Origin of the sequence: Enterobacter cloacae complex sp. I1M (assembly GCF_014982425.1) — a bacterium.
GTDB lineage: Bacteria > Pseudomonadota > Gammaproteobacteria > Enterobacterales > Enterobacteriaceae > Enterobacter > Enterobacter intestinihominis.
Window position 1 is genome coordinate 41871 of record NZ_JADCLG010000001.1, and the last position, 24232, is coordinate 66102.

General features: G+C 55.3%; 18 protein-coding genes. 10 read left to right on the forward strand and 8 right to left on the reverse strand.

The genetic code is table 11. The features are described 5' to 3' along the window. Positions 1 to 45: 45 nt before the first annotated feature. Positions 46 to 2076, reverse strand: coding sequence for an alpha-amylase (locus tag INF86_RS00185; protein ID WP_193543125.1), 2031 nt, complete (start codon positions 2074 to 2076; stop codon positions 46 to 48). A gap of 313 nt (positions 2077 to 2389) precedes the next feature. Here INF86_RS00185 and INF86_RS00190 point away from each other — a divergent pair, with 313 nt between their 5' ends. After that, a complete protein-coding gene (locus INF86_RS00190) occupies positions 2390 to 3214 on the forward strand; it encodes a protein bax (RefSeq protein ID WP_022649749.1) in 825 nt (274 codons plus the stop codon). 35 nt (positions 3215 to 3249) lie between these two features. Here the strand turns inward: INF86_RS00190 and xylR are convergent, their stop codons facing one another. The 4 genes from xylR to xylF form a co-directional block, all read right to left on the reverse strand. Further along, positions 3250 to 4428: a D-xylose utilization transcriptional activator XylR gene (gene xylR, locus INF86_RS00195; protein ID WP_038416899.1), complete on the reverse strand. Its 1179-nt coding sequence runs from the start codon at positions 4426 to 4428 to the stop codon at positions 3250 to 3252. A gap of 34 nt (positions 4429 to 4462) precedes the next feature. After that, positions 4463 to 5644: a xylose ABC transporter permease XylH gene (gene xylH, locus INF86_RS00200; protein WP_003860151.1), complete on the reverse strand. Its 1182-nt coding sequence runs from the start codon at positions 5642 to 5644 to the stop codon at positions 4463 to 4465. Next, positions 5622 to 7163 carry a xylose ABC transporter ATP-binding protein gene (locus tag INF86_RS00205; RefSeq protein ID WP_015572746.1) on the reverse strand — a complete coding sequence of 514 codons (1542 nt, stop codon included), beginning with the start codon at positions 7161 to 7163 and terminating at the stop codon, positions 5622 to 5624. The genes xylH and INF86_RS00205 overlap by 23 nt, the downstream gene beginning before the upstream one ends. Before the next feature lie 72 nt (positions 7164 to 7235). After that, positions 7236 to 8228, reverse strand: coding sequence for a D-xylose ABC transporter substrate-binding protein (xylF, locus tag INF86_RS00210; RefSeq protein ID WP_022649746.1), 993 nt, complete (start codon positions 8226 to 8228; stop codon positions 7236 to 7238). 371 nt (positions 8229 to 8599) lie between these two features. Here xylF and xylA point away from each other — a divergent pair, with 371 nt between their 5' ends. Both xylA and xylB read left to right on the forward strand, forming a co-directional pair. Further along, positions 8600 to 9922, forward strand: a complete 1323-nt coding sequence (gene xylA / locus INF86_RS00215) for a xylose isomerase (RefSeq protein WP_026080557.1) — start codon at positions 8600 to 8602, stop codon at positions 9920 to 9922. Positions 9923 to 9981: 59 nt separating this feature from the next. Beyond that, on the forward strand, positions 9982 to 11436 hold the full coding sequence (gene xylB, locus INF86_RS00220; protein WP_022649744.1) for a xylulokinase: 1455 nt from the start codon (positions 9982 to 9984) through the stop codon (positions 11434 to 11436). Between the two features lie 52 nt (positions 11437 to 11488). Here the strand turns inward: xylB and INF86_RS00225 are convergent, their stop codons facing one another. Continuing rightward, entirely contained in the window at positions 11489 to 12484 is a 996-nt protein-coding gene (locus INF86_RS00225; RefSeq protein ID WP_022649743.1) for an acyltransferase, read from the reverse strand. A 184-nt stretch (positions 12485 to 12668) separates the two neighbouring features. Between INF86_RS00225 and INF86_RS00230 the strand changes: the two genes are divergently transcribed. The 3 genes from INF86_RS00230 (at position 12669) to glyS (ending at position 16125) form a co-directional block, all read left to right on the forward strand. After that, the gene (locus INF86_RS00230; protein WP_022649742.1) at positions 12669 to 12974 is read left to right on the forward strand and encodes a YsaB family lipoprotein; all 306 of its coding nucleotides are present in this window, start codon (positions 12669 to 12671) and stop codon (positions 12972 to 12974) included. 160 nt (positions 12975 to 13134) lie between these two features. After that, a complete protein-coding gene (glyQ, locus tag INF86_RS00235; protein WP_003860141.1) occupies positions 13135 to 14046 on the forward strand; it encodes a glycine--tRNA ligase subunit alpha in 912 nt (303 codons plus the stop codon). A gap of 9 nt (positions 14047 to 14055) precedes the next feature. Further along, positions 14056 to 16125: a glycine--tRNA ligase subunit beta gene (gene glyS, locus INF86_RS00240; RefSeq protein ID WP_022649741.1), complete on the forward strand. Its 2070-nt coding sequence runs from the start codon at positions 14056 to 14058 to the stop codon at positions 16123 to 16125. 189 nt (positions 16126 to 16314) lie between these two features. Here the strand turns inward: glyS and fadA are convergent, their stop codons facing one another. Next, positions 16315 to 17478: an acetyl-CoA C-acyltransferase FadA gene (gene fadA, locus INF86_RS00245; RefSeq protein ID WP_000416981.1), complete on the reverse strand. Its 1164-nt coding sequence runs from the start codon at positions 17476 to 17478 to the stop codon at positions 16315 to 16317. Between the two features lie 9 nt (positions 17479 to 17487). Beyond that, a complete protein-coding gene (gene fadB, locus INF86_RS00250; protein WP_023307160.1) occupies positions 17488 to 19677 on the reverse strand; it encodes a fatty acid oxidation complex subunit alpha FadB in 2190 nt (729 codons plus the stop codon). Positions 19678 to 19867: 190 nt separating this feature from the next. Here fadB and pepQ point away from each other — a divergent pair, with 190 nt between their 5' ends. From pepQ to hemG, 4 genes are read left to right on the forward strand one after another with little or no spacing between them, the layout of a single operon-like run. Beyond that, a complete protein-coding gene (pepQ, locus tag INF86_RS00255) occupies positions 19868 to 21199 on the forward strand; it encodes a Xaa-Pro dipeptidase (protein WP_193543126.1) in 1332 nt (443 codons plus the stop codon). Then, positions 21199 to 21813, forward strand: a complete 615-nt coding sequence (locus INF86_RS00260; protein WP_015572737.1) for an IMPACT family protein — start codon at positions 21199 to 21201, stop codon at positions 21811 to 21813. Before pepQ ends, INF86_RS00260 begins: the two co-directional genes overlap by 1 nt. A gap of 41 nt (positions 21814 to 21854) precedes the next feature. After that, positions 21855 to 23306, forward strand: a complete 1452-nt coding sequence (trkH, locus tag INF86_RS00265) for a Trk system potassium transporter TrkH (protein WP_022649737.1) — start codon at positions 21855 to 21857, stop codon at positions 23304 to 23306. 10 nt (positions 23307 to 23316) lie between these two features. Then, positions 23317 to 23862, forward strand: a complete 546-nt coding sequence (hemG, locus tag INF86_RS00270; RefSeq protein ID WP_022649736.1) for a menaquinone-dependent protoporphyrinogen IX dehydrogenase — start codon at positions 23317 to 23319, stop codon at positions 23860 to 23862. The last annotated feature ends 370 nt before the right edge of the window (positions 23863 to 24232 follow it).

Genomic DNA, 24232 nt, shown 5'->3' on the forward strand with positions numbered 1-24232 from the left:
ATCCCCTAGCCCCTTAGGGGAGAGGGTTAGGGTGAGGGGGCTGTTCTACTGATTACCCGCCCACACCACCATCACCTTATCGCCCTTGTGCTCGCGCACAAAGCCGTAGCCTTCTTTCATTGACAGCGTTGTTTGCTTGCCTTCACCCACAGCCGGATGACGGGCGCGGAACTGCCCCAGAAGCTGCCAGTGGGCGACAGTTAACGCCTGTTTACCCGTGACGTCCTGCCAGTTCATATCCGAACGGGTTCCCTGTAGCGGATCGGAGCCTGTCGGGCCAAATGGACGCTCTGATTCATCGCCGTAATAGATCTGCACGCTTCCCGGCGCCAGCAGCAGTAACTCAGCGGCGCGCTGACCCCCTTCACGGAACAGACGCGTATCGTGGGAGGAGAGATAGCTCAGCACATTAAAACTTTGCAGCTTTTCTGCCATTTGCTGCCAGGTCAAATCCATATCTGCCAGACAGTCCACTGCTTTCGCCGCCTGCTCCTGATAGTCAAAGTTGATCATCGCATCGAAGCCGTGGCGGTAATAATCGCTGTGCATCACGCCGTGGCCCCAGGATTCACCGGTCATCCAGAACGGCGCATCGTCGAGTTTTTTGTCCGGGTTGGCTGCCTTCCACGCGGCCAGCGCCTGGCTGGCCTGGTCTTTCAGTTGCTGCCAGGCTTCATGCTCAACGTGTTTGGCGGTATCGACCCGGAAACCGTCGATGCCGTAGTCACGTACCCACTGGCTAAGCCAGTGGGTCAGGTAATCTCGCGGCGTGAAATTCGTCATCACTTTCGCGTTGGTGTCGGGCTTGTGTTGATAAAAGTTCGGCAAACCTGACGGGGTTTTTGATTCCGTTTTCAGATCCGGCAGGAAGGCCAGGGACATGGTCAAGTCGTCAAAGCCCGGGTTGTCGTAATCACCGATATCGGTACGGATCCATTTTTTACCCCACCATTTTTCCCATGCGGCTTTGTCACTGAAGTTGATGTAATCGTTGAAGCTGTGCCAGCTTTGACCCGCGCCTGGCTTCCAGTCAGTCCAGCGTTCGCCGAGCGTTTTTTTCAGCTCATCTCCCTGTAAATAGAGTGCGCCAAACTGATATTCCTGCATATCTGCAAGCGTCGCATAGCCCGCGTGGTTCATGACAACGTCAAACAGGACGCGGATACCGCGCCTGTGCGCGTCGTCGACAAGCTGGCGTAAATCATCTTCGTTGCCCATGTTGGCGTCGAGTTTCGTCCAGTCCTGGGTGTAATAACCGTGATACGCGTAGTGGGGGAAATCCCCTTTGGTGCCGCCGCCAACCCAGCCGTGGATCTGCTCCAGCGGGGAGCTTATCCAGAGCGCATTCACGCCCAGTTGCTGAAGGTAATCCAGTTTGCTGGTAAGCCCTTTCAGATCGCCGCCGTGGAAAGTACCTATCTCCTGCATACCATCTTTATGGCGGCCATAGCTGTTGTCGTTGGTGGGGTCGCCATTCACGAAGCGATCGGTCAGCACGAAATAGACGGTGGCGTTTTGCCAGCTGAACGGCGCGGGTTTGTCCGTTTCGGCGCGCTCAAGCAGCAGCAGGCCATTGCTGTTGGCGGCTGGCTGAAGAGTCACTTTGCCATTTTGAACGGTCGCGGTCTGTTTGCTGTAAAAATCACGCACCACCGTGCCTTCCGGGAACGTGTTAACGACGTCGATCGTGAGCGGTTTGCCGTCCCACTTCGGGCACTGGCGGGTAACGTTTGCGACAGGCTGTGGCGCCGCACTTTGTACCGTCAGCATCAGCGTCGGCGTTCCAGAGCGCGTATCAATACGCATCTGATAAACGCCGTCACGGAATAATCGCCACTGCGGTGGCGTGCCTTCGCACGGTTTGAGCGACAGCATCTCGTTGAGCTTAATGGCCTTTGTCGGCTGCCAGCACGCGTTGTCAAGACTCAACGTCAGTGGACGGGTACCCTTCGCAAGCGTTGCCTGGCTGGTAAAGACGCCGGTACCTTCAGCGTTGAATGCGTCAAATCCCGGCGATGACCAGTCGGCATGCGCGAATGCGGGTAACATCAGAACAGCTAATGCAGTGCGTTTCATTCCATTTTCCTGTCGCGGCATTTTTGACCAGTGTGCCATTCGGCTCAGGGGAAAAACTCCTCCTCTGAGGCTTTCTGCCAGGAGGACGCGTAGGGATGAGTGATCCCGCGCAAAATTAGGCAGTTATCTGCGATATCGCGCACATTTTTCCAGTGTTGGTGCTTTAATGAGCATGTTCCGGATGACATAGTTTCGGAATTGGACTATTTATAGACGTGCTCTTGAAGACTATTTTTGGTACGATTTGAGATTCCGCTCTCAAATTTTGAAGAAAATAAGGTGTTGGAATGCTTATATCCGACCAGGAGACCTAATGATATCGACTCCCATTCGACGATATGGGGCCGCGATACTCATGTTACTCACCATGGCATTTTCAGGTGAGGTGCTTGCAAAGACGCACACGGATACAACGAGTAAGAAAGCCCACGTAATAAAGACGACAAGCAGTAAGGTTAGCAGTAAACAAGAGTATTCTCGCAATAGTGCAAAGAGTAGTTCACTTCCTGATTTGCGAAAATACCCTTCCGGGACACCAAGGAAAAAAGCGTTTCTCCGGACGGTAATGCCTTACATTAAAAGTCAAAATGCCGCGATTACTGCGGATCGTAACTGGCTGATCGCCAAACAGTACGATAGCCGCTGGTCGCCGTCTGAGCGCACTCGCCTGAAAGACATCGCCAAACGCTATAAAGTGAAGTGGAGCGGGAACACGCGTCGTGTGCCGTGGAACACTCTGTTAGAGCGTGTGGACATTATTCCAGGCAGTATGGTCGCGACAATGGCCGCCGCCGAAAGCGGTTGGGGCACCTCGAAGCTGGCGCGCAACAACAACAATCTGTTTGGCATGAAATGCGCAAAAGGTCGTTGTACTAATGCACCCGGCAAGGTGAAGGGCTATTCACAGTTTGAATCGGTGAAAGATTCCGTGAATGCCTATGTGGTGAATCTGAACACCCACCCGGCCTACTCTTCGTTCCGTAAGTCACGCGCGCAGCTGCGTAAGGCGGATCAGGAAGTGACGGCCACGGCGATGATCCACAAGCTGAAAGGTTATTCCACCCAGGGACAGCGCTACAACAACTACCTGTTTTCCATGTACCAGGATAACCAGCGTCTGATTGCCGCACATATGTAATAAAAAACGCCTTCCACTGGAAGGCGTTCTTTTTTCTAGAGCAGGACTTCACTGTACCGTTCCCGGTACTCCTTCGGCGTGGTGTCATACTCTTTCCTGAACACCGAATAGAAATACTGAAGCGACGGATAGCCGCACATCTGTGAAATCTCGTTGATCGACAGCGAGGTGGAGATCAGCAGACTGCGCGCTTTCTCCAGCTTTTCCGCATGGATCACGGCGTGGATCGTCTCACCGACTTCCTCTTTAAACCGCTTCTCCAGATTCGAACGTGAAATGCCGACCGAATCCAGCACCTGATCGACCTTAATCCCTTTGCAGGCATGATTGCGAATGTAGTGCATCGCCTGAATCACGGCCGGATCGTTTAAGGAACGGTAGTCAGTTGAGCGACGCTCGACCACGCGAACGGGCGGAACCAGCAGACGCTGGAGCGGCAGGGATTCGTTGTCTAACAGTCGGTGCAGCAGCTTCGCGGCCTGATAGCCCATCTGACGGGTACCCTGCGCCACGGATGAGAGCGCCACGCGCGACAGATAGCGCGTAAGCTCTTCGTTATCAATACCAATCACGCACAGCTTTTCAGGCACAGGAATATGCAAATGTTCGCACACCTGTAATACGTGGCGGGCGCGGGCGTCCGTCACGGCGATAATCCCTGTCTGGGGCGGCAGCGTTTGCAGCCAGTCAGCCAGGCGATTCTGTGCGTGCTGCCAGTTTTCTGGCGCGGTTTCCAGCCCCTGATAAACGACGCCGCGATACTTCTCCTGGGCAACCAGCTGGCAGAAGGCATACTCACGCTCCATCGCCCAGCGCTTTCCGCTGGTGGCGGGCAATCCGTAAAACGCAAAACGATGGACGCCTTTCTCCTTTAAATGGAGGAAGGCGGTCTCAACCAGGGCATGGTTATCCGTGGCGATGTAGTGAACGGGGGGGTAATGTTCCGCTGAATGGTAAGAGCCGCCAACGCCCACGATAGGTACGTCGACGCCACTCAGCAACTGTTCAATCACGGGGTCGTCAAAGTCAGCGATAACCCCGTCTCCCAGCCAGTCTTTGATGTTCTCCAGACGGGTACGGAAATCTTCTTCGATGAAAATATCCCATTCGGATTGCGACGCCTGCAAATATTCACCAACCCCCTCAACCACCTGACGGTCATAGGCTTTGTTGGCATTGAATAACAACGTAATGCGGTGACGCTTTTCAAACATGGCTCACTTTCCCAAATTAGTCACGATACGGTTCTCAGGCGCGCCGCTTGGTGGCAGAGTCCATCCAGACTGCCAGCAAAAGAATGGCCCCTTTGACGATATACTGCCAAAACGTCGGCACGTCCATCATACTCATCCCGTTATCCAGCGAAGCCATAATAAATGCGCCCATCACCGCACCCGCCACGCTGCCAATGCCTCCGGCGAGGCTGGTCCCGCCAATCACGCAGGCGGCGATGGCGTCCAGCTCGGCAATATTACCGGCAGACGGGGAACCCGCACCCAGTCGCGAGCTGAGGATCAGCCCCGCGATGGCTACCATCAGGCCGTTGATGGCAAAGACGGCGAGTTTGGTGCGCTCGACGTTGATACCAGATAAACGCGCGGCTTCAAGATTGCCGCCGATAGCATAAATACGGCGACCGAATGCGGTACGTGTGGCCATAAACATCCCACCTAACAGCAACAGCGCCAGCAGCAGAACGGGCGTTGGGACACCGCGATAATCGTTTAGCAGCCAGATGGCCCCCAGCACAATCACCGCAGTAAGCGCCTGACGGCCGACAACCGAGGTTGAGGCAGGCGAGGCCAGCCCCAGCGCCTGGCGACGCATGCGTCCTCGCCATTGCCACGCGACAAACGCCATCAGCCCAACCACGCCGATCGTAAAACCGACGCCATCAGAGAGGTAGCTTTGGCCAATCTGGGACATCGAGGCGCTGGTCGGGGAGACGGTAGTGCCGTTGGTGATCCCAATCAGAATACCGCGGAAGGCCAGCATCCCTGCTAAGGTGACAATAAACGACGGGACTTTACGGTAGGCCACCCACCAGCCGTTCCACGCACCCAGCAGCAGACCCAGTACCAGCGTGACCGCAATCGTCAGCGGCAGCGGCCAGCCGAGCCAGACGTCAAAAATTGCCGCCACGCCGCCGAGCAGACCCATCATCGACCCTACCGACAGGTCAATTTCCGCTGAGATAATCACAAAGACCATCCCCACCGCCAGGATCCCGGTGATGGCGGTCTGACGCAGCAGGTTAGAGACGTTACGTGCGCTCAAATAGGAGCCATCGGTCATCCAGGTAAAGAACAACATGATGACGATAATGGCGGCAATCATTACAAAAACTTGCAGATTCAGCGATTTAAGTCCTGCGAACGCACCGGGCGTCGGAACAGCGACTTTGATATCAGACGGGTTGCTTTTCGACATGGCGTTCGCTCCTTAAGGCAGCTTCCATCACCTGCTCTTGCGTCAGGTTCTGGTTGTTCAGGTTGGCTTTGAGTTTCCCTTCATGCATGACCAGCACGCGGTCGCTCAGCCCCAGCACTTCAGGCAATTCGGACGAGATAACAATGACGGCAATCCCTTGCTGCACAAGCTGGTTGATCAGCTTGTAGATTTCATACTTCGCGCCGATATCGATCCCGCGCGTGGGTTCGTCCAGAATTAAAATGCGCGGATTAAGCAACAGGCAGCGTGCCAGAATCGCTTTCTGCTGGTTGCCGCCGCTCAGGCGACCTATCGCCAGTTCCGGCGAGGAGGTTTTCACCTTGAGCCTGGCAAGTGACTGAAGAATACACTGCTGTTCTGCGGCATCATCCAGGCTGCTCAGCGCGCCGGAAAACTGGCTGAGCGCCGCCAGCGTGATATTTTTTCCCACCGCCATGACCGGCACGATGCCGTCTTTTTTGCGGTCTTCGGGCACCATGGCAATGCCTTTGGCAATGGCCTGCTGGCAGTTGTCGATTTTTACCGGCTGACCGTCGATATAAATTTTGCCTTCCCAGCGCCCCGGCCAGACGCCAAACAGACACTGCACGGCCTCGGTTCTTCCCGCACCCACTAAACCCGCAATACCGAGAATTTCGCCACGGTGCAGCGAGAAGGAGAGGTTATCCACGCGCTTGATGTGGCGGTTAACGGGATGCCACGCCGTCAGGTTTTCCACGCGCAGGAGTTCTTCGCCTATGGTGTGTGGTTCGTTGGGATACAGTGCGGTGAGTTCGCGACCCACCATCATGGTGATGATGTCATCTTCGCTCATGCCTTCTGCTTCACGCGTGCCAATGTGCTGCCCGTCGCGGATGACGCAGATGGTGTCGGAAATAGCTTTCACCTCATTGAGCTTGTGCGAAATATAGATGCAGGCGATACCGTGGTTTTGCAGATCGCGGATGATATTGAGCAGAACGGCGGTTTCCTGTTCGGTGAGCGAGGCGGTTGGCTCGTCGAGGATCAGCAGGCGTACCTGTTTATTTAGCGCCTTGGCGATCTCCACCAGCTGCTGCTGGCCCAAACCTAAGTCGCCCACGCGCGTATCCGGTGAGATAGCGAGACTCACCTGGGCCAGCAGTTTTTCGCAGCGCAGCGTCATGGTGTCGTAATCCAGTACGCCGTGGCGCGAGAGTTCGGCCCCAAGAAAGATATTTTCCAGCACGGTAAGGTGCTTCACCAGTGCCAGCTCCTGGTGAATGATAGCGATGCCTTTACGTTCGGTATCACGAATGTGCGTGGCCTGAAGCACCTCACCGGCAAAGACGATTTCGCCCTCGTAGCTGCCGTGCGGATAGATCCCGCACAGCACCTTCATCAGCGTGGATTTCCCCGAGCCGTTTTCGCCGCACAGCGACATCACTTCGCCGGGGTTCAGCCGCAGGCTTACGTTGTCGACCGCTTTCACCGCCCCGAAGGCTTTGGTGATGCTTTTCATTTCAAGTAAATAAGACATAACTGCTCCGCATAGCCCGACAGATGAACAGGGCAGGTCGATGCGCCCCCGCCGGGCAGGGGCTGCGCTGGATTACAGTTCACTCTTCTTATGGAAACCGTCTTTCACCACCGTGGCGTCAATATTCTCTTTGTTGACTTCGATAGGGGTAAGCAGGCGAGCTGGCACGTCTTTCAGGCCGTTATTTAACGTCGCGTCTGCTTTAGGTTGCTGGCCATTTCCCAGCTCAACGGCAATTTCGGCGGCCGTATTGGCAAGCTCGGTAATGGGCTTATAGACCGTCATAGTCTGGGTACCCGCGATAATGCGTTTTACACCCGCAAGGTCGGCGTCCTGTCCGGAAATAGCGACTTTCCCGGCCAGACCCTGCGCGCTCAGCGCCTGAATGGCGCCCCCCGCAGTGGCGTCGTTAGAGGCCACCACTGCATCGATTTTGTTGTTATTTGCGGTCAACGCGTTTTCCATAATTTTCAGCGCGTTTTCCGGTAACCAGCCGTCAGCCCACTGGTCGCCGACGACTTTAATTTTGCCCTCGTCGATATACGGCTTCAGCACTTTCATTTGTCCCTGACGGAACAGTTTGGCGTTGTTATCCACAGGTGAGCCGCCCATCAGGAAATAATTCCCTTGAGGCACTTTTGCGATCAAGCTTTTAGCCTGTAATTCACCCACCTTTTCATTGTCGAACGAAATATAATAATCAATATCCGCATTATTAATCATGCGGTCATAAGCCAGGACTTTTATGCCTTCCTGTTTTGCTTCTTTCACCACGTTGCTTAATACCTGGCCGTTATACGGGATAATGACCAGCACATCGACGCCACGGTTGATCATATTCTCAATTTGCGACATTTGCGTCTCTTCGTTGCCGTTAGCGGACTGAACGAACACCTCCGCGCCGAGAGATTCCGCTTTTTTAACAAAGATATCGCGATCTTTTTGCCAGCGCTCCAGGCGTAAGTCATCAATCGCCATGCCGATTTTGACCTCTTTGGCGTGGCCGGCAAAGCTTGCAAGCAGGAGAGTAGTGCAGAGCGTTAGGGTCAGGTTCTTTATCTTCATAATTATTAGGCCTTTTTGTAGGGGTATGTGTAGCTGAGATAAAAGAAACATTCACTGCTGAGACGCAGCAAATTTTTAACGTGGAAAGGCCTGCTGGCAATTACAGATTTTTATCTTCTCATTACGATATTTGGTTTATTTCTGAATTTATGACCGCGATCGGATTTTAAAAAGCGTAACCTATTAATTACATTTGATTCTGGAATGCGCGCCGAAAAATAGTTTGTCTGCATATTATTTTGCGAGCCAGCGCACAATTGCGCATTCTCTCAATAGCAGTGTGAAATAACGTAATTGAGCAACCTCCAATGTCTATTCACTATTACTCCAGAAGCAAGACCACGCCGCATACCCTGATTATGGAGCTCAATATGCAAGCTTATTTCGACCAACTCGATCGCGTTCGTTTCGAAGGCACGAAAACGACCAATCCTTTAGCATTTCGTCACTACAACCCGGATGAGCTGGTGCTGGGTAAGCGCATGGAAGATCACTTGCGCTTTGCCGCCTGCTACTGGCACACCTTCTGCTGGAACGGTGCCGATATGTTCGGCGTGGGCTCTTTTGACCGTCCATGGCAACAGCCGGGCGAGGCCATTGAGCTGGCGAAGCGTAAAGCCGACGTCGCGTTCGAGTTCTTCCATAAGCTGAACGTACCGTACTACTGTTTCCACGATGTTGACGTGTCGCCGGAAGGGGCGTCGCTGAAAGAGTATCTGAACAATTTTGCGCAGATGGTCGACGTGCTGGCTGAAAAACAGCAGCAAAGCGGCGTGAAGCTGCTCTGGGGTACGGCTAACTGCTTTACCAACCCTCGCTATGGCGCGGGCGCGGCAACCAACCCGGACCCGGAAGTCTTCAGCTGGGCGGCAACCCAGGTGGTGACTGCGATGAACGCCACGCATCAGTTGGGTGGCGAGAACTACGTTCTCTGGGGCGGTCGTGAAGGCTATGAAACGCTGCTGAATACTGACCTGCGCCAGGAGCGTGAGCAGATTGGCCGCTTTATGCAGATGGTTGTGGACCACAAGCACAAAATCGGCTTCCGCGGTACGCTGCTGATTGAGCCAAAACCACAGGAGCCAACCAAGCATCAGTACGACTACGATGTCGCCACCGTGTATGGCTTCCTGAAGCAGTTTGGTCTGGAAAAAGAGATCAAAGTGAACATTGAGGCTAACCACGCCACGCTGGCGGGCCACTCGTTCCATCACGAAATCGCCTCTGCGATTGCGCTGGGCATCTTCGGATCGGTGGATGCGAACCGCGGCGATCCGCAGCTGGGCTGGGATACCGACCAGTTCCCGAACAGCGTCGAAGAGAATGCGCTGGTGATGTACGAAATCATCAAAGCGGGCGGTTTCACCACCGGCGGCCTGAACTTCGACGCCAAAGTGCGTCGCCAGAGCACCGATAAATACGATCTGTTCTACGGGCATATTGGCGCGATGGACACCATGGCGCTGGCGCTGAAGGTGGCGGCCCGTATGATTGAAGACGGTGAGCTGGATAAGCGCGTGGCGAAGCGCTACAGCGGCTGGAACAGTGAGCTGGGCCAGCAAATTTTGAAAGGTCAGTTATCGCTTGCGGAGATCGCGAAGTACGCTGAACAGCATCAGTTGGCACCGCAGCATCAGAGCGGCCATCAGGAACTGCTGGAAAACCTGGTCAATCACTACCTGTTCGATAAATAACAGCATTCATGCCCGGTAAGCGCAGCGCCGCCGGGCATTTCTGTCAAAGGAGTCACCACATGTATATCGGGATCGATCTTGGCACGTCGGGGGTGAAAGCCATCCTGTTAAGCGAGCAGGGCGATGTGTTAGCCACGCAGACTGAAAAGTTGCAGGTTTCACGCCCGCAGCCACTTTGGTCGGAACAAGATCCAGAGCAGTGGTGGCAGGCGACGGACCGCGCGATGAAAGCCTTAGGTGAGCAGCACAGCCTGCGCGACGTGAAAGCGCTGGGCATTGCCGGGCAAATGCATGGCGCCACGCTGCTGGATAGCCAGCATCGCGTTCTGCGCCCGGCTATTCTCTGGAACGATGGCCGCTGTGCGGAAGAGTGCGCGATCCTTGAGGAGCGTGTGCCTGCGTCCCGCGAGATTACGGGCAACCTGATGATGCCCGGTTTTACCGCGCCAAAACTCCTGTGGGTGCAGCGCCATGAGCCTGAGATTTTTCGTCAGGTGGCGAAAGTTCTGTTGCCGAAAGACTACCTTCGTTTTCGCATGACGGGGGATTTTGCCAGCGACATGTCTGACGCCGCGGGCACGATGTGGCTCGACGTGGCGAAACGGGACTGGAGCGAAGCGATGCTGGATGCCTGCCAGCTGACGCGCGATCATATGCCTGCGCTGTTTGAAGGCAGTGATATCACGGGCGCTTTGCAGCCTTCTGTTGCTGAACGCTGGAATATGCCAGCCGTACCTGTCGTTGCCGGCGGTGGCGATAATGCGGCGGGTGCGGTCGGCGTGGGGATGGTGGAGACAGGACAGGCCATGCTCTCGCTCGGCACTTCCGGCGTCTATTTTGCCGTCAGTGACGGCTATCGTAGTAACCCTGAAAGCGCCGTACACAGCTTCTGCCACGCGTTGCCGGGTAAATGGCATTTGATGTCGGTGATGCTGAGCGCGGCTTCCTGCCTCGACTGGGCGGCAAAGCTGACCGGAATGGCGGACGTCCCGGCGCTTATCGCAGCGGCACAGCAGGCGGATGATACTGCCGGTGCGGTCTGGTTTTTACCGTACCTTTCCGGCGAGCGGACGCCGCATAACAACCCGGAAGCGAAAGGGGTCTTCTTCGGCCTTACCCATCAGCACGGCCCGGCAGAGCTGGCGCGCGCGGTGCTTGAAGGGGTCGGCTATGCGCTGGCGGACGGCATGGATGTCGTGCATGACTGTGGCCTGACGCCATCCAGCATTACGTTAATTGGCGGCGGGGCACGAAGCAGCTACTGGCGGCAGATGCTTTCCGATATCAGCGGGTTGCAGCTGGACTATCGTACTGGGGGAGATGTTGGTCCGGCGCTCGGTGCGGCACGGCTGGCGCAAATTGCGCTGAACCGGGATAAACCACTGCCCCAGCTTTTGCCCCAGCTGCCGCTTGAACAGCAGCATCGTCCTGATGCGAAAAATCATGCTCGCTACGCTGAAAGACGAGACGTTTTCCGCAAAATCTATCAGCAGCTTTTACCGCTAATGTCATAAACAGGAGCCGGGTGGCGCTAACGTTTACCCGGCCTGCCAGCCTTCAACCGGGTTAGCTCACAAACCTGCGTGTATCGATGCGTTGCAGCAGCATTGAGAGCAGCAGGCTGACAACCAGCGTAACGGTAAATATCCAGACAATATCCAGCACCGGCCAGCTTTTAAGCTCAACGCCGCGGGTGCGCAGGGCGTGGATCACCAGCGCGTGAAAACCGTAAATGCCCAGCGAGTGGCGAGAGATAAACCCCAGCACCGGAAGCGGGCGGGCATTCAGGGTGTTTTTAAACAGGGTCAGCAGCGAAACCGCGCAGATAAAGACCATCGGCCCGCAGTAGAGATACCAGGTATCGGCAAAGTTTCCGCGCCATTGCAGCTCGTGCAGCGTCCCTCGAGAGATAATAAACACACCGGCGATAAATGCTGCCGCGCAAAGCCAGTTTATTCCTCTCTTTTGCGTCTCCATCATGCCGATGGCGCGCCCCAGCATGCCGTACAGCACGTAATAAAACGTATCGCCGTTGATATAGAGGTTAACGGGCAGCCATTCAAAGCCATCAATTTTCTGTGAGACGGTATTCGGGTTTGCCACGATCCCGATTATTACCATCAAGGCCAGCAGCATTTTACCGCTAACGTTTTTTACCTGAATTAACGGCGAAACCAGATAGATAACCATTATCGCGAAGAAAAACCACAGATGATAGAACACTGGTTTTTGCAACAAATTGAGCAGGGAACGTTCAGCATTAATTGAAGTGAACAGGATGATATAGAGCAGCGAAATGGCGCTGTAAAACAGCAAACAGGAGACAATACGGATGAAATGTCTCGGCTGCGCGCTACGCTCGCCAAAAAAGAGAAAACCGGAAATCATAAAGAACAGCGGGACGCTCACGCGTGAGGCTGAGTTCAGAATATTGGCGACATCCCAGTTAACAGGGCTGATACTGTGCGCGTTCGTGACATACCAGGTCGTAGTGTGGATCATCACCACCATCAGACAGGCTATTCCCCGCAGGTTATCAATCCAGTTAATTTTTGACTGCATCAGTTCCTCTGTATTCCTGATAAAGAAAGTGTGACTGCGATTGCGTAAAACTTTTCCCTTGGAAAATTCTGAGTTTAGCCAGGCTGTCTTGTCGGGAGCTGGCGAGATTCGCAGAATGTTGAACATTAATCTATAAACGTGTTGCTACTAAAAATAACAGCCACTGACCAGGGCGGTAATAAAAATGATGATGAAGCGTGGGGCGTCACTCTTTCTGCTGCTTTTATTAGCAGGGTGCAGTGCTTCTCAGGAGGCTCCAGTCCAAAAAGCGCAGCAGGGGAAAATGAGCCCGGAGCGTTCCCTGAATATGGAACAGCTGTGCAGGGATCAGGCGGCTCACCGCTATAATTCCGAAGCACAGAAAATTCATATTAACGGCTTCGAGCGCTTTCAGGGCAGCTATGAACTGAAAGGCTATACGGCGCGTAAAGAGGGCTTTGTCTGCTCTTTTGATGCAGACGGCCAGTTTTTACATCTCTCAATGCGCTAAATTGCTCGTATAAGCAGCAACCAGAGCCTTCGCAGGTTCTGGCTGTAGGGCTTATTCCCCAATTTTCCCTAAACAACCCCGTTTCGTACTGTATATCTTGCAGCCAGCGGGTATACTGATCCCTTCCATTTAAAACCACACGTATCCAGCACGAAATACTATGCAAAAGTTTGATACCAAGACCTTCCAGGGCCTGATCCTGACCTTACAGGATTACTGGGCTCGTCAGGGCTGCACCATTGTTCAACCTTTGGACATGGAAGTTGGCGCAGGCACCTCACACCCGATGACCAGCCTGCGCGCGTTAGGGCCAGAGCCAATGGCGACCGCCTATGTGCAGCCATCCCGTCGTCCGACCGATGGCCGTTACGGCGAAAACCCAAACCGTTTGCAGCACTACTATCAGTTCCAGGTGGTGATTAAGCCATCACCCGACAACATTCAGGAACTGTACCTCGGGTCACTGAAAGAGCTGGGTATGGATCCGACCATTCACGACATTCGTTTCGTGGAAGATAACTGGGAAAACCCAACGCTGGGTGCCTGGGGTCTGGGTTGGGAAGTGTGGCTGAACGGCATGGAAGTGACCCAGTTCACCTACTTCCAGCAGGTTGGCGGTCTGGAATGTAAACCGATCACCGGCGAAATCACCTATGGTCTGGAACGTCTGGCCATGTACATTCAGGGCGTAGACAGCGTTTACGACCTGGTCTGGAGCGACGGCCCGCTGGGTAAAACCACCTACGGCGACGTGTTCCATCAGAACGAAGTGGAGCAATCCACCTATAACTTCGAATACGCGGACGTGGACTTCCTGTTCACCTGCTTCGAGCAGTACGAGAAAGAAGCCCAGCAGCTGCTGGCGCTGGAGACTCCGCTGCCTCTGCCTGCCTACGAGCGTATTCTGAAGGCTGCCCACAGCTTCAACCTGCTGGATGCCCGCAAAGCGATCTCCGTGACTGAACGTCAGCGCTACATTCTGCGTATTCGTACCCTGACCAAAGCCGTTGCTGAAGCTTACTACGCGTCCCGTGAAGCCCTTGGCTTCCCGATGTGCAACCGAAACAAATAAGAGGCGGCCATGTCTGAGAAAACTTTCCTGGTGGAAATCGGCACTGAAGAGCTGCCACCAAAAGCCCTGCGCAGCCTGGCTGAATCTTTCGCTGCGAACGTCACTGCTGAGCTGGATAACGCTGGCCTGGCGCACGGTAAAATTGAGTGGTTTGCTGCACCGCGTCGTCTGGCGCTGAAAGTGGCAAATCTGGCGGCGTCTCAGCCGGATCGCGAAGTTGAAAAACGTGGCCCGGCCATTGCCCAGGCGTTCGACGCGGAAGGCAAGCCGAGCAAAGCGGCTGAAGGCTGGGCGCGCGGCTGCGGTATCACCGTCGATCAGGCCGAACGTCTGACCACCGACAAAGGTGAATGGCTGCTGTATCGTGCCCATGTGAAAGGCGAAAGCGCGGAAGCGCTGCTGCCAGATATGATTGCGACCTCGCTGGCTAAGCTGCCGATTCCTAAGCTGATGCGCTGGGGCGCGTCTGACGTACACTTTGTGCGTCCGGTTCACACCGTGACCCTGCTGCTGGGCGATACCGTTATTCCGGCGACCATTCTGGGCGTGGCGTCCGATCGCGTGATCCGCGGCCACCGCTTTATGGGCGAGCCGGAGTTCACCATCGACAATGCTGATCAGTACCCGCAGATCCTGCTGGAGCGCGGTAAGGTCATTGCTGACTACGAACAGCGTAAAGCCAAAATCAAAGCTGACGCCGAAGAAGCGGCGCGCAAAATTGGCGGTAATGCCGATCTGAGCGATAGCCTGCTGGAAGAGGTGACCTCTCTGGTCGAATGGCCGGTTGTGCTGACCGCGAAATTCGAAGAGAAATTCCTGGCCGTTCCGGCTGAAGCGCTGGTGTACACCATGAAGGGTGACCAAAAGTACTTCCCGGTTTACGCCAACGACGGCCAGCTGCTGCCAAACTTCATCTTCGTCGCGAACATCGAATCGAAAGATCCGAGCCAGATTATCTCCGGTAACGAGAAAGTGGTGCGTCCACGTCTGGCGGACGCCGAGTTCTTCTTCAACACCGACCGTAAAAAACGTCTGGAAGATAACCTGCCGCGTCTGCAAACCGTACTCTTCCAGCAGCAGCTGGGTACGCTGCGCGACAAGACTGACCGTATCGCGGAGCTGTCCGGCTGGATTGCCCGTGAAATTGGCGCGGACGTTAACCACGCTACCCGCGCGGGCCTGCTCTCCAAGTGCGACCTGATGACCAACATGGTGTTCGAATTTACCGACACCCAGGGCGTGATGGGCATGCACTACGCGCGTCATGACGGCGAAGCGGAAGACGTGGCTGTGGCCCTGAACGAGCAGTATCAGCCGCGCTTTGCCGGTGACGATCTGCCGTCTAACCCGGTTGCCTGCGCCGTGGCGATTGCCGATAAGATGGACACCCTGGCGGGTATCTTCGGTATCGGTCAGCATCCGAAAGGCGACAAAGACCCGTTTGCGCTGCGTCGTGCTGCGCTGGGCGTGCTGCGCATCATCGTAGAGAAGAACCTCAATCTCGATCTGCAAACGCTGACCGAAGAAGCGGTCCGTCTGTACGGCGATAAGCTGACCAACGCGAAGGTTGTGGATGATGTTATCGACTTTATGCTCGGTCGTTTCCGCGCGTGGTATCAGGACGAAGGTTACTCCGTTGATACCATTCAGGCGGTGCTGGCGCGTCGTCCGACCCGTCCGGCAGATTTCGATGCGCGTATGAAGGCGGTATCCCACTTCCGTACGCTGGAAGCGGCGTCTGCGCTGGCCGCGGCCAACAAGCGTGTATCCAACATCCTCGCGAAATCCGACGAGACGCTGAACGAACGCGTAAACGCTGCAACCCTGAAAGAGCCGGAAGAGATTTCTCTGGCGATGCAGGTTGTGGTGCTGCGCGACAAGCTGGAGCCGTATTTCGCGGAAGGTCGCTACCAGGAAGCACTGGTGGAGCTGGCGGAGCTACGTGACGTCATCGATGCCTTCTTCGAGAAGGTGATGGTGAACGTGGAAGATAAAGAGCTGCGTATTAACCGTCTCTCGATGCTTGAGAAACTGCGTGAGCTGTTCCTGCGCGTGGCGGATATTTCGCTGCTGCAATAATGTAAAAAACCCGCCCCTGACAGGCGGGAAGAACGGCAACTAAACTGTCTCTCTTCGCCAATGGCGCCATAACTGCGTTGGCTGCGCTCGTTCACCCGAATCACTTACTAATGTAAGCTCATCGGGATTCGCTCGCTTGCCGCCTTGTTCTGACGTCATTGGCTTTAAGATACTTTTCCTTATTTACATTTACACTCTCTCAAACACCGTCGCGATCCCCTGACCCAACCCGATACACATCGTCGCCAGTCCGAACTGGGCATCTTTGCGTTCCATCAGGTTGATCAGCGTGGTGCTGATACGCGCCCCGGAGCAGCCCAGCGGGTGACCGAGGGCGATCGCGCCGCCATTGAGGTTAATCTTCTCGTCGATCTGATCCATCAGCCCCAGATCTTTAATGCACGGCAGGATCTGCGCGGCGAACGCTTCGTTCATCTCAAAGAGGTCGATATCACTTGCGCTCAGCCCCGCTTTTTTCAGCGCCAGTTTTGACGCCGGGACCGGACCGTAACCCATGATGGAAGGATCGCAGCCCACGACTGCCATCGAACGCACGCGGGCGCGTGGCGTCAGGCCTAATTCGCGGGCGCGGCTTTCGCTCATCACTAACATGGCGGCGGCACCGTCGGACAGGGCAGACGAGGTGCCCGCCGTTACCGTGCCGGTGACCGGATCAAACGCCGGACGCAGGGTTGAAAGCGCTTCAACAGTGGTTTCAGGACGGATAACTTCGTCGTAGCTGAACTGCTTCAGTACGCCGTCTGCGTCGTGACCGCCGGTTGGGATGATCTCATTCTTAAAGGCACCAGACTGCGTGGCGGCCCAGGCGCGGGCATGCGAGCGCGCGGCAAAGGCATCCTGCATTTCACGGCTGATGCCGTGCAGACGGGAGAGCATCTCGGCGGTCAGGCCCATCATACCGGCGGCTTTTGCCACGTTACGGCTCATGCCCGGATGGAAATCGACCCCGTGGCTCATCGGCACGTGGCCCATGTGCTCCACGCCGCCCACCAGACAGGCCTGCGCATCGCCGGTCATGATCATCCGTGCCGCGTCGTGCAGCGCCTGCATCGACGAACCGCAAAGACGGTTGACGGTGACCGCCGGAACCGAATGCGGGATCTCCGCCAGCAGAGACGCGTTACGGGCGATGTTGAAACCCTGCTCCAGCGTCTGCTGGACGCAGCCCCAGTAAATATCGTCCAGCGCAGCAGGGTCCAGCGCCGGGTTACGCGCCAGCAGGCTACGCATCAGGTGCGCCGAGAGATCTTCCGCACGCACGTTACGGAATGCACCGCCTTTTGAACGGCCCATCGGGGTGCGAATTGCATCAACAATGACAACCTTTTCCATTGTGACTCCTTAAGCCGTTTTCAGCGTGCCAACCGGACGGGCTGGCTCAACTGCTGGATAGTAGGGTTCGTTATGGCGCGCTTTGTTACGCAGACCTTCCGGCACCTCATAAAGCGGACCGAGGTGCTGATATTGCTGAGCCATATCGAGATAGCGAGCGCTGCCGAGCGTATCCAGCCAACGGAACGCGCCGCCGTGGAACGGAGGGAAGCCGAGGCCGTACACCAGCGCCATATCCGCTTCTGCCGGGCTGGCGATAATGCCTTCTTCGAGGCAACGCACTACTTCGTTGATCATCGGGATCATCATCCGGGCGATGATCTCATCGTCAGTGAAGTCGCGTTTTGGCTGACTGACGTCGGCCAGCAGGCCATCCACCGCCGGATCTTCTTCTTTCTTCGGTTTGCCTTTGCTGTCTTCTTTATAGCGCCAGAAGCCCAGACCGTTTTTCTGCCCAAAGCGGTTGGCGTCGAACAGGGCGTCAATGGCGTCGCGATAATCTTTCTGCATGCGCTGCGGGAAGCCCGCCGCCATCACCGCCTGCGCGTGATGGGCAGTGTCGATGCCGACAACGTCCAGCAGGTACGCCGGGCCCATCGGCCAGCCGAACTGTTTTTCCATCACTTTGTCGATTTTGCGGAAGTCTGCGCCGTCGCGCAGCAGCTGGCTGAAACCGGCGAAGTACGGGAACAGCACGCGGTTAACGAAGAAGCCCGGGCAGTCGTTAACGACGATTGGCGTTTTGCCCATCTTGCTCGCCCACGCCACCACTTTGGCGATGGTTTCGTCGGAGGTTTTTTCCCCACGGATCACTTCGACCAGCGGCATGCGATGCACCGGGTTAAAGAAGTGCATTCCGCAGAAGTTTTCCGGACGCTTCAGCACGCTTGCCAGCTCGCTGATAGGAATGGTGGAGGTGTTAGAGGCCAGCACGGTTTCCGGACGTACCTTGTCTTCGGTTTCGGCCAGCACCGCTTTTTTCACTTTCGGGTTCTCGACGACCGCTTCAACCACCACGTCCACACGGTCGAAACCGCTGTATTCCAGTACTGGCTGGATGGTGGAGATCACGCCTGCAAGCTTCAGACCGTCAATTTTGCCGCGCTCAAGCTGTTTATTCAGCAGCTTGGCCGCTTCGGTCATGCCCAGCGTCAGGGATTTCTCGTTGATGTCTTTCATCACTACCGGCACGCCTTTCCATGCAGACTGGTAGGCGATGCCGCCACCCATAATGCCCGCGCCGAGTACCGCCGCGTGTTTTGGCGTTTCAACGTTTTTGGTGAGTTGTTTGGCTTTGCCCTTCACGAACTGATCGTTAAGGAAGATACCAACCAGCGCGCGGGCTTCGTTGGTGTGCGCCAGCGGGACAAAGCTCTGGTTTTCCAGCTTCAGGGCTTCATCACGGCCCAGACGGGCTGCCGCTTCAATGGTTTTCACCGCCGTGATCGGCGCCGGGTAGTGTTTACCCGCCGTCTGCATCACCATGCCCTTGGCGATGGTGAAGCTCATGGTGGCTTCAATTTTGCTGAGCTTCAACGGCTCCAGCTTTGGCTGACGTTTGGCTTTCCAGTCGAGATCGCCGTTAATCGCCTGACGCAGAATGGCTACAGCGCCTTCAATCAGTTTTTCAGGCTTAACCACGCCGTCCACCAGACCGATTTTCTGCGCCTGTTCCGCGCCGACATCTTTACCTGCGGCAATGATTTCCAGCGCGCTGTCGGCACCCAACATGCGCGGCATACGCACCGAGCCACCAAAGCCCGGCATAATGCCCAGTTTGGTTTCCGGCAGGCCGATGCGCAGGTCTGGGGTCGCCAGACGGTAATCAGTGGCTAACACGCATTCGCAGCCGCCGCCCAGCGCGTAACCGTTAACGGCAGAAAGGGTCGGGACAGGCAGATCTTCCAGACGATTAAAGACGCTGTTCGCAAAGTGCAGCCACTGGCTCAGCTGTTCTTCGGGCACCAGGAACAGCGACAGGAATTCGGTGATATCCGCGCCAACGATAAAGGCCGCTTTGTTGGAGCGCAGCAGCAGCCCTTTTAAATCTGATTGCTTTTCAAGTACATCCAGCGCCTGGCCAAGACTGGCCACCGTCGCGGTATCAAGCTTGTTCACTGAGCCGGGGGCATCGAACACCAGTTCGGCAATGCCATCTTCCAGCCAGTCTACGTACAGGGTGTCGCCTTTGTAGAGCATGTCGGTCTCCTGAATCCAGCAATTGGATCTGGTCATACCAGATGAAACGGAGTGTGGAATTTATGTTAATAAAATGCAAATTAGTCATTAAGAAATTGCTGCGCTGATCACGGTCGGTGGAAATCACGCAGCCGGAGTGAGGTGTGCTAAGATGCGATGACTTGAGGTCAAAAAAACGAAAGGAAGAATGATGGACTCACTGGCTTCGCTTTATAAAAATCATATCGTTACCCTACAGGAACGTACCCGCGATGTACTGGCCCGCTTCAAGCTGGATGCCCTGCTGATCCACTCCGGCGAGCTGATGAATACTTTTCTTGATGACCACGCTTATCCCTTCAAGGTTAACCCGCAGTTTAAAGCCTGGGTGCCTGTCACGCAGGTTCCAAATTGCTGGCTGCTGGTGGATGGCGTGAACAAGCCGAAACTGTGGTTCTACCTGCCGGTCGATTACTGGCACAACGTGGAGCCGCTGCCGACCTCATTCTGGACCGAAGAAATTGACGTGATTGCGCTGCCAAAAGCAGACGGCATTGGCAGCCAGTTGCCAGCGGCGCGTGGGAACATCGGCTACATTGGTCCGGTTCCTGAGCGTGCGCTGGGTCTGGATATTCCGGCAGATAAACTCAACCCGAAAGGCGTGCTGGATTATCTGCACTACTATCGCGCCTACAAGACCGACTACGAACTTTACTGCATGCGTGAAGCGCAAAAAACGGCGGTGAATGGCCACCGTGCGGCGCACGAAGCGTTCCAGTCCGGTATGAGCGAGTTCGATATCAATCAGGCCTACCTGACGGCGACCGGCCACCGCGATACCGACGTGCCGTACAGCAACATCGTGGCGCTGAATGAACATGCCTCGGTTCTGCACTACACCAAACTGGATCATCAGGTTCCGGCTGAGATGCGCAGCTTCCTGCTGGACGCGGGGGCTGAGTACAATGGCTATGCGGCAGACCTGACCCGTACCTGGGCGGCGAATACGGATACTGATTTTGCGCAATTGATCAAAGACGTGAACGACGAACAGCTGGCGCTGATTGGCACCATGAAGGCCGGAACCAGCTACGTGGATTATCACATCCAGTTCCATCAGCGCATCGCTAAACTGCTGCGTAAGCATCAGATTGTCAAAGACATGAGCGAAGAGGCGATGGTTGAGAACGATCTGACCGGGCCATTTATGCCGCACGGTATCGGCCACCCGCTGGGTTTACAGGTTCATGACGTCGCGGGCTTTATGCAGGATGATACCGGTACGCACCTGGCGGCACCGTCTAAATATCCTTATCTGCGCTGCACCCGCGTTCTGGCGCCGCGTATGGTATTGACCATTGAGCCGGGCATCTACTTTATTGAATCCCTGCTGGCGCCGTGGCGGGAAGGGCAGTTCAGCAAGCACTTCAACTGGGAGAAAATTGAAGCGCTGAAGCCGTTTGGCGGCATTCGTATCGAGGATAACGTGGTTATTCACGAGAACAGCATTGAGAACATGACGCGAGATCTGAAGCTGGCCTGATGGAAAGCTGGCTGATACCGGCCGAGCCGGTCACCTTTGTTGAGGAAATCAAGAAAAGCCGCTTTATCACGCTGTTGGCGCATACTGACGGCGTGGAGGCGGCGAAGGCGTTCGTCGAGTCCGTCCGCGCGCAGCACCCCGATGCCCGCCATCACTGTGTGGCGTGGGTCGCAGGGCCGCCAGACGACTCACAGCAGCTCGGGTTTTCTGACGACGGTGAACCGGCGGGTACGGCCGGAAAACCGATGCTATCCCAGTTGATGGGCAGCGGCGTGGGTGAAATCACCGCTGTCGTGGTCCGCTACTACGGGGGCATTTTGTTAGGCACCGGAGGGCTGGTTAAAGCCTACGGAGGGGGTGTCCAGCAGGCGCTTAATCTGCTGATAACAACCCGCAAAACGCCACTTACGGAATATACTTTGTTATGCGATTACGCCCAGCTATCGGGTATCGAAGCACTGCTTAAACAGTTTAACGGCGTCATCGCACACAGTGATTATCAGGCAATGGTGCAATTACGCGTGGCGCTTCCTCAGGCGGAACTGGCTGCTTTTTCAGCAAAACTCGCTGATTTTAGTCGCGGTTCATTGCAATTACTGCCGATTGAAGAATAATCCCCACCTCACAATTTTGAATACCTAAGGAAGCGGCAGAGATGCATTTTCGTGCCATTACCCGAATCGTTGGATTGCTGGTCATACTTTTCTCCGGGACAATGATCATTCCCGGACTGGTGGCGCTCATCTACCGGGACGGCGCGGGGCGTGCATTTACGCAAACCTTTTTTGTCGCGCTGACGATTGGCTCCCTGCTGTGGTGGCCAAACCGCCGTGAGAAAGGTGAACTGAAATCCCGGGAGGGTTTTCTGATCGTGGTCCTGTTCTGGACGGTACTGGGAAGCGTGGGTGCGCTGCCGTTTATCTTCTCTGAACAACCGAATCTCACCGTCACGGATGCGTTTTTTGAATCGTTCTCCGGATTAACGACCACCGGGGCCACCACGCTTGTGGGGCTGGATTCACTCCCGCATGCAATTCTCTTTTACCGGCAGATGCTCCAGTGGTTCGGCGGTATGGGGATCATCGTGCTGGCGGTGGCTATCCTGCCGATTCTGGGCGTCGGGGGGATGCAGCTTTACCGGGCTGAAATGCCTGGCCCGTTGAAAGATAACAAGATGCGCCCGCGTATTGCGGAGACGGCGAAAACCCTTTGGCTTATTTATGTCCTGCTGACGGTGGCCTGCGCGCTGGCACTGTGGTTTGCGGGGATGCCTGCGTTTGATGCCATCGGGCACAGCTTTGCCACTATCGCTATCGGCGGGTTCTCCACCCACGATGCCAGCGTTGGGTACTTCGACAGCCCGACGATCAATACCATCATTGCCATCTTTTTGCTGATCTCAGGCTGTAACTACGGTCTACACTTCTCGTTGCTTAGCGGACGGAGCCTGAAGGTGTACTGGCGCGACCCGGAATTCCGGATGTTTATTGGCGTCCAGTTGACCCTGGTGATCATCTGTACCCTGGTACTGTGGTTCCACGATGTCTATAACTCGGCGGTCACGACCCTGAACCAGGCCTTCTTCCAGGTGGTATCGATGGCGACAACCGCCGGTTTCACCACGGACAGTATTGCGCGTTGGCCGCTGTTCCTGCCGGTGCTGCTGTTGTGCTCTGCGTTTATCGGCGGCTGTGCCGGGTCGACGGGCGGCGGCCTGAAGGTGATCCGTATTCTGCTGCTGTTCAAGCAGGGGAACCGTGAACTTAAACGTCTCGTCCACCCGAATGCGGTTTACAGCATCAAGCTGGGCAATCGTGCACTGCCGGAGCGTATCCTCGAAGCGGTGTGGGGATTCTTCTCCGCTTATGCGCTGGTCTTTATTGTCAGTATGCTGGCGATTATCGCCACGGGCGTGGATGATTTCTCTGCCTTCGCCTCTGTGGTGGCAACGTTAAACAACCTGGGGCCGGGGCTGGGTGTCGTGGCGGATAATTTCGCCAGTATGAACCCGGTGGCAAAGTGGATCTTAATCGCCAATATGCTGTTTGGTCGTCTTGAGGTCTTTACGCTGCTGGTGCTGTTTACCCCAACATTCTGGCGTGAGTAAGGAGACATTGGTGAAAACGTTAATTCTTTTCTCAACGCGTGATGGGCAAACGCGTGAGATTGCTTCATATCTGGCTTCTGAACTCAAAGAGCTGGGCATTTATTCTGATGTGGTGAACCTGAATCGTACTGAACAGATTGCCTGGCAGGATTACGACCGTGTGGTCATTGGCGCTTCAATTCGTTACGGTCATTTCCATCCGGCGCTGGATCGCTTTGTGAAAAAGCATACGGCGGAGCTCGCTAAGCTGCCCGGCGCGTTTTACTCGGTCAACCTGGTTGCCCGTAAAGCAGAGAAGCGTACACCGCAGACTAACAGCTATACGCGTAAGTTTTTGCTGAGCTCGCCATGGCAGCCCGATATCTGTTCTGTCTTTGCGGGCGCGCTGCGTTACCCGCGTTACCGCTGGTATGACCGCTTTATGATCCGCCTGATCATGAAGATGACGGGCGGGGAAACGGATACGCGTAAAGAAGTGGTTTATACCGACTGGGATCAAGTGGCCAGTTTTGCCCGTGAAATTGCACGTTTAACGGACGATTCGCGGGTTAAATAAGCGTTGAGTTTGAAAAGTGAGCGAACGAAAAGTTTTTTGTATTTAGTGCTTGTCACTTCAGAAGAACTCCCTATAATGCGCCTCCACTGACACGGAACAACGGCACGCACGCCGCCGGGTCAGCAGAGAAAAGCAAAATAAACGCTTGACTCTGAAGTGGGGAAGCGTAATATGCACACCCCGCGCCGCAGCGAAAACGTAGCGGCACTGCTCTTTAACAATTTATCAGACAATCTGTGTGGGCACTCAAAGTGACATGGATTCTTAACGTCGCAAGACGAAAAATGAATACCAAGTCTCTGAGTGAACATACGTAATTCATTACGAAGTTTAATTCACGAGCATCAAACTTAAATTGAAGAGTTTGATC

What these genes read in the sequence shown, in the direction of transcription:
- INF86_RS00185 (WP_193543125.1), bottom strand. Translation starts at nt 2,076, where the DNA reads ATGAAACGCACTGCATTAGCTGTTCTGATGTTACCCGCATTCGCGCAT.
- INF86_RS00190 (WP_022649749.1), top strand. Translation starts at nt 2,390, where the DNA reads ATGATATCGACTCCCATTCGACGATATGGGGCCGCGATACTCATGTTA.
- xylR (WP_038416899.1), bottom strand. Translation starts at nt 4,428, where the DNA reads ATGTTTGAAAAGCGTCACCGCATTACGTTGTTATTCAATGCCAACAAA.
- xylH (WP_003860151.1), bottom strand. Translation starts at nt 5,644, where the DNA reads ATGTCGAAAAGCAACCCGTCTGATATCAAAGTCGCTGTTCCGACGCCC.
- INF86_RS00205 (WP_015572746.1), bottom strand. Translation starts at nt 7,163, where the DNA reads ATGTCTTATTTACTTGAAATGAAAAGCATCACCAAAGCCTTCGGGGCG.
- xylF (WP_022649746.1), bottom strand. Translation starts at nt 8,228, where the DNA reads ATGAAGATAAAGAACCTGACCCTAACGCTCTGCACTACTCTCCTGCTT.
- xylA (WP_026080557.1), top strand. Translation starts at nt 8,600, where the DNA reads ATGCAAGCTTATTTCGACCAACTCGATCGCGTTCGTTTCGAAGGCACG.
- xylB (WP_022649744.1), top strand. Translation starts at nt 9,982, where the DNA reads ATGTATATCGGGATCGATCTTGGCACGTCGGGGGTGAAAGCCATCCTG.
- INF86_RS00225 (WP_022649743.1), bottom strand. Translation starts at nt 12,484, where the DNA reads ATGCAGTCAAAAATTAACTGGATTGATAACCTGCGGGGAATAGCCTGT.
- INF86_RS00230 (WP_022649742.1), top strand. Translation starts at nt 12,669, where the DNA reads ATGATGATGAAGCGTGGGGCGTCACTCTTTCTGCTGCTTTTATTAGCA.
- glyQ (WP_003860141.1), top strand. Translation starts at nt 13,135, where the DNA reads ATGCAAAAGTTTGATACCAAGACCTTCCAGGGCCTGATCCTGACCTTA.
- glyS (WP_022649741.1), top strand. Translation starts at nt 14,056, where the DNA reads ATGTCTGAGAAAACTTTCCTGGTGGAAATCGGCACTGAAGAGCTGCCA.
- fadA (WP_000416981.1), bottom strand. Translation starts at nt 17,478, where the DNA reads ATGGAAAAGGTTGTCATTGTTGATGCAATTCGCACCCCGATGGGCCGT.
- fadB (WP_023307160.1), bottom strand. Translation starts at nt 19,677, where the DNA reads ATGCTCTACAAAGGCGACACCCTGTACGTAGACTGGCTGGAAGATGGC.
- pepQ (WP_193543126.1), top strand. Translation starts at nt 19,868, where the DNA reads ATGGACTCACTGGCTTCGCTTTATAAAAATCATATCGTTACCCTACAG.
- INF86_RS00260 (WP_015572737.1), top strand. Translation starts at nt 21,199, where the DNA reads ATGGAAAGCTGGCTGATACCGGCCGAGCCGGTCACCTTTGTTGAGGAA.
- trkH (WP_022649737.1), top strand. Translation starts at nt 21,855, where the DNA reads ATGCATTTTCGTGCCATTACCCGAATCGTTGGATTGCTGGTCATACTT.